2 protein-coding genes are annotated in these 821 nt (G+C 63.8%); one reads left to right on the top strand and one right to left on the bottom strand.

Annotated features, from left to right (window positions below; translation table 11 throughout):
* On the bottom strand, nucleotides 1–215 hold a 215-nt coding region (locus tag NS365_RS23250), incomplete at its 3' end, for a DEAD/DEAH box helicase (protein ID WP_275477574.1).
* Nucleotides 216–638: 423 nt separating this feature from the next.
* Between NS365_RS23250 and NS365_RS23960 the strand changes: the two genes are divergently transcribed.
* A partial coding sequence (locus tag NS365_RS23960; RefSeq protein ID WP_153003942.1) for a hypothetical protein occupies nucleotides 639–821 on the top strand: 183 nt, incomplete at its 3' end.

Raw genomic sequence — 821 nt, 5'->3', positions numbered from 1 at the left:
CGGCCGCCGGCGCGCAGGAGCTGGTCGATGATGGGTAGGGAGAAGGCCGCGGTCTTGCCGGTGCCGGTCTGGGCGATGCCCAGAACGTCGCGGTTCTTCAAGACGGCGGGGATAGCCTGCGCCTGGATCGGCGTCGGCACGGTGAAGTCCATGGCCGCGAGAGCGGACAGAAGCGCGTCGGCAAGGCCGAGCGCCTGAAAATTCGTTTGGGTCAAGAAATGCCTTACGATGGCTTCGGCCCACAGGAGGGCCGATAAACGGCTGAACGTTCCTGCGCGGGAACAGATCAGCGCGGACCGCGGCTGGCACGAAGATTCGACCAGCAGGCGCCCGACCAGTCCGATTCTCGAACATCGCAGAAGGCAGGCGCAGCGCAAACGCGGAATTACCGGGCCTATATCGGCGCGTCGCAGTTCAGCGTCAAGCGGTTTCCTCGCGCGCTGAGCGATCGTCAGCCATGCAGATATATTCGGGCCTACCGTCCCGCAGGGGGAAGCCACTTGGATTTTGGCGCTTCAAGCTAGATATGAAGGATGGACAAGACGGGGGTTCGGGGCTTGCAGGGGAAACAGGGGCTCCAGTGGCACGATGAGGGGAACATGGCGTTCCTTTCAGGTGGCGGGGAGTGCGGCGCTTTGATGCGTGCGTTCGATTGGTCCGCGACATCGCTGGGGCCTGTCGAGGCATGGCCTCAGAGCCTGAGGACGGTTGTCGGCATCACGCTCGGCTCGCGTCAGCCCATGCTGATCGTCTGGGGCCCGGACCAGATCACTCTCTATAATGACGGCTACGCCGCCATGTGCGGCCAGCGCCATCCCCAG

This window comes from Aureimonas ureilytica, assembly GCF_001475935.1.
Classification (GTDB): Bacteria; Pseudomonadota; Alphaproteobacteria; order Rhizobiales; family Rhizobiaceae; genus Aureimonas; species Aureimonas ureilytica_A.
This window is presented reverse-complemented; position numbering and strand designations above follow the sequence as displayed.